General features: G+C 54.8%; 2 rRNA genes. Both read left to right on the top strand.

Features of this window, described 5'->3' with window-relative positions:
• The first annotated feature begins 274 nt into the window (after positions 1-274).
• Positions 275-3,405: ribosomal RNA gene (locus ACIPUB_RS20025) — 23S ribosomal RNA — on the top strand.
• Positions 3,406-3,585: 180 nt separating this feature from the next.
• Positions 3,586-3,692: ribosomal RNA gene (gene rrf, locus ACIPUB_RS20020) — 5S ribosomal RNA — on the top strand; the annotation flags it as partial.

The following is a 3,692-nucleotide window of genomic DNA, read 5'->3' as shown; positions in this document are numbered from 1 at the left end:
GGGTTGGGTTCTTGTTTTTTCTGGATTGTCCCGCGCATGGCCTAAGCCGCACGAGCCTCTTTTGGGGGGTGTGTTGGTGGTGGGTGTGACGGGGTTGTTGTTTGGGAACTGTATAGTGGACGCGAGCATCTTGTGAGGCAGGGATTTTGTCCTTGTCTTGCATAGCAATTTCTTATGAATTATTGAACCTGGTGAACGCACTTTCGGGTGTGTTTTTCTTGGTTCTTTCGATTGTAATAATATAAAGCTCATGTAAATTTTTGATCATGTTTGTGGTCAAGTTTTTAAGGGCGCACGGTGGATGCCTTGGCATTGGGAGCCGAAGAAGGACGTGGGAATCTGCGATAAGCCTGGTGGAGTCGATAACCGGACGTTGAGACCAGGATTTCCGAATGGGGAAACCCCGTACGGTGTCATGCCGTATGACCCGCAGCTGAACACATAGGCTGTGTGGAGGGAACGCGGGGAAGTGAAACATCTCAGTACCCGCAGGAAGAGAAAACAATAGTGATTCCGTTAGTAGTGGCGAGCGAACGCGGATGGGGCTAAACCGAGCCATGTGTGATAGCCGGCGGGCGTTGCATGGTCGGGGTTGTGGGACTTTCCATACCAGTTCTGCCGGACTGGTGAAGTGAGGTGCGGGCGCATAGGCGAATCGGCTTGAATGCCGGACCGTAGAGGGTGAGAGTCCCGTAGTGCGAATGCGTGCCGCCGCTTTGTGAGAGTATCCCAAGTAGGACGGGGCCCGAGAAATCCCGTTTGAATCTGCCAGGACCACCTGGTAAGCCTAAATACTACCCAATGACCGATAGCGGACAAGTACCGTGAGGGAATGGTGAAAAGTACCCCGGGAGGGGAGTGAAATAGTACCTGAAACCGTGCGCTTACAATCCGTTGGAGCCTCCTTGTTGGGGTGACAGCGTGCCTTTTGAAGAATGAGCCTGCGAGTTAGTGTTACGTCGCGAGGTTAACCCGTGTGGGGAAGCCGTAGCGAAAGCGAGTCTGAATAGGGCGAGTTAGTGGCGTGATCTAGACCCGAAGCGAAGTGATCTACCCATGGCCAGGTTGAAGCGCGTGTAAGAGCGCGTGGAGGACCGAACCCACTTCAGTTGAAAATGGAGGGGATGAGCTGTGGGTAGGGGTGAAAGGCCAATCAAACTTCGTGATAGCTGGTTCTCCCCGAAATGCATTTAGGTGCAGCGTTGCGTGTTTCTTACCGGAGGTAGAGCTACTGGATGGCTAATGGGCCCTACAAGGTTACTGACGTCAGCCAAACTCCGAATGCCGGTAAGTGAGAGCGCAGCAGTGAGACTGTGGGGGATAAGCTTCATAGTCGAGAGGGAAACAGCCCAGAACGCCAACTAAGGCCCCTAAGCGTGTGCTAAGTGGAAAAGGATGTGGAGTTGCGAAGACAACCAGGAGGTTGGCTTAGAAGCAGCCACCCTTGAAAGAGTGCGTAATAGCTCACTGGTCAAGTGATTCCGCGCCGACAATGTAGCGGGGCTCAAGCACACCGCCGAAGTTGCGTCATTCACATATTTGGCAGGCCTTCGTGGTCCAGCCGTGTGGATGGGTAGGGGAGCGTCGTGTGGGCAGTGAAGTCGCGGTGTAAACCAGCGGTGGAGCCCACACGAGTGAGAATGCAGGCATGAGTAGCGAATGACGGGTGAGAAACCCGTCCGCCGAATGATCAAGGGTTCCAGGGTCAAGCTAATCTGCCCTGGGTAAGTCGGGACCTAAGGCGAGGCCGACAGGCGTAGTCGATGGACAACGGGTTGATATTCCCGTACCGGTGAAAAACCGCCCATACCGAACTGGTGATGCTAACCGCCCCAACCACCCACCATCGTTCCTTCGGGAACGGTATCGGGTGTGCGGCGCGGGACCCGAACCAGGGAGGTAAGCGTATTAACAGGTGTGACGCAGGAAGGTAGCCGAGCCAGGCAATGGAATTGACCTGGTCCAAGGATGTAGGGCGAGTCGTAGGCAAATCCGCGACTCACATAGCCTGAGACCCGATAGGCGCCCCCCTTGGGGGGTGATTCGGTGATCCTATGCTGCCAAGAAAAGCATCGACGCGAGGTTTTAGCCGCCCGTACCCCAAACCGACACAGGTGATCAGGTAGAGAATACTAAGGCGATCGAGAGAATCATGGTTAAGGAACTCGGCAAAATGCCCCCGTAACTTCGGGAGAAGGGGGGCCTGCCCCGTGATGAGGATTTACTCCTCGGAGCGGGTGTGGGCCGCAGAGACCAGGGGGAAGCGACTGTTTACTAAAAACACAGGTCCGTGCGAAGTCGCAAGACGATGTATACGGACTGACTCCTGCCCGGTGCTGGAAGGTTAAGAGGACCGGTTAGCCCCTTGTGGGCGAAGCTGAGAATTTAAGCCCCAGTAAACGGCGGTGGTAACTATAACCATCCTAAGGTAGCGAAATTCCTTGTCGGGTAAGTTCCGACCTGCACGAATGGAGTAACGACTTCCCCGCTGTCTCAACCATGAACTCGGCGAAATTGCACTACGAGTAAAGATGCTCGTTACGCGCAGCAGGACGGAAAGACCCCGAGACCTTTACTATAGTTTGGTATTGGTGTTCGGTGCAGCTTGTGTAGGATAGGTGGGAGACTGTGAAGCCCGGACGCTAGTTCGGGTGGAGTCATCGTTGAAATACCACTCTGGCTGTACCGGTCACCTAACTTCGGCCCATGATCTGGGTCAGGGACAGTGCCTGATGGGTAGTTTAACTGGGGCGGTTGCCTCCTAAAGAGTAACGGAGGCGCCCAAAGGTTCCCTCAGCCTGGTTGGCAATCAGGTGTCGAGTGTAAGTGCACAAGGGAGCTTGACTGTGAGAGCGACAGCTCGAGCAGGGACGAAAGTCGGGACTAGTGATCCGGCGGCACGTTGTGGAACGGCCGTCGCTCAACGGATAAAAGGTACCTCGGGGATAACAGGCTGATCTTGCCCAAGAGTCCATATCGACGGCATGGTTTGGCACCTCGATGTCGGCTCGTCGCATCCTGGGGCTGGAGTAGGTCCCAAGGGTTGGGCTGTTCGCCCATTAAAGCGGTACGCGAGCTGGGTTTAGAACGTCGTGAGACAGTTCGGTCCCTATCCGCTGCGCGCGCAGGAAATTTGAGAAGAGCTGTCCTTAGTACGAGAGGACCGGGACGGACGAACCTCTGGTGTGTCAGTTGTACTGCCAAGTGCACCGCTGATTAGCTACGTTCGGAAGGGATAACCGCTGAAAGCATCTAAGCGGGAAGCCCACTTCGAGATGAGATTTCCATACACTTTTGAGTGTGAGAGGCCCCCAGCCAGACCACTGGGTTGATAGGCAGGATGTGGAAGCGAGGACTAAAGACTCGTGAAGCTGACCTGTACTAATAGGCCGACAACTTAAACCACAAACACCACGCCACCGACACGTTCGGTGGTTGGCAAGAAACGCTGCGTCCACTATACGGTCCCGAAACAACAAACCCGAATTTGTTTTTCGCGGAACACCACAACACAACCATAACTATCATGGTCGTAACCCACAGATTCACCACACCCAAACCAGCTTTGGGTGGCGGTACTAGAGTTACGGCGGTCATAGCGTGGGGGAAACGCCCGGTCCCATACCGAACCCGGAAGCTAAGACCCACTGCGCCGATGGTACTGCACTCGGGAGGGTGTGGGAGAGTAGGTC

The organism is Paeniglutamicibacter sp. ORCA_105 (assembly GCF_045798545.1).
GTDB lineage: Bacteria > Actinomycetota > Actinomycetes > Actinomycetales > Micrococcaceae > Paeniglutamicibacter > Paeniglutamicibacter sulfureus.
This window is presented reverse-complemented; position numbering and strand designations above follow the sequence as displayed.